Origin of the sequence: Parendozoicomonas verongulae, assembly GCF_009711465.1 — a bacterium.
Lineage (GTDB): Bacteria > Pseudomonadota > Gammaproteobacteria > Pseudomonadales > Endozoicomonadaceae > Sansalvadorimonas > Sansalvadorimonas verongulae.
This window is the reverse complement of record NZ_SMME01000439.1, coordinates 1-861: the sequence shown is the minus strand read 5'-3', so window position 1 is coordinate 861 and position 861 is coordinate 1. Positions and strand designations below refer to the sequence as shown.

The window sequence follows — 861 nt, the reverse complement described above, 5'->3', positions numbered from 1 at the left end:
TTGTTCGTTAAAGAGCCTGCGCCACTTTCATAAACTTCGAGATGCCCGCGCCGGAGATAGCGCCATCGGACAGGATTTCAAACTCCATTTCCATCTCAGCAAACTCATCACCAATCAGGGCCAGACCCGTGACCGGTGAAAACTTCAGTCTGTGGATTCTTATATTCACAGGCTTTCCAGACTGGGCTTCGTTCAGACCATCAAAGTACAGGGAGAACTCCTGCCCGGCTTCCACCAGTGCTTCCAGTACCTCAGCTGCGCTCTTGGTGTAGCTCGCCTTCACACCATCGGTGTCGATAGCGGAGCCTTCCAGTACCAGCAGGCCGTTATCGGTCAGCTCGTAGTCAGTACCTTCCACCAGCACGGAGTCGTCCAAGCCATCCTTGATGGTGATGGTCTGGGTTTTGTCCGGGATAGAGTTGAAGGGGATAAACTCCCCAGTGGTGCCAGTGGCGGGCAGTACCTCGTCGGTCACCTGCGTGCCACCAGCAATCTTGGACACCGCAGCACCCAGAGCCGGGGCCAGCGTCTCCGCTGTCAGGTCGAGCGCAGTCACAGTACCGACAACATTGGATATAGTGGACACACTGTTGGTATTACCACCGCCTGCCTTGGTGTAATCCTTCTGCTGCTTCTTGTCCTCTTCAAACGACACGCCCAGCGCCGAGCAGTTGCCGAAGTGGAGAAAGCCGGTGTTGCCACCGCGCAGTTTCAGGTAGATGTTGCCTTTGCCGATGTAGGAGCGATCAACGCGTTCCATGGTTAATTCCCTCTGTTGGTGTTCTTAACAGTCATTTCCCACGAGATGCCCCACATGGCGATACCCTTGCGGTCGATCTCCCCGGAATACAAGTTTTCAGC

General features: G+C 55.1%; 1 protein-coding gene. It reads right to left on the bottom strand.

Annotated features, from left to right (window positions below):
- Positions 1 to 7: 7 nt before the first annotated feature.
- Entirely contained in the window at positions 8 to 760 is a 753-nt protein-coding gene (locus tag E1189_RS00935; protein WP_155158246.1) for a phage tail tube protein, read from the bottom strand.
- Between the last annotated feature and the right edge of the window lie 101 nt (positions 761 to 861).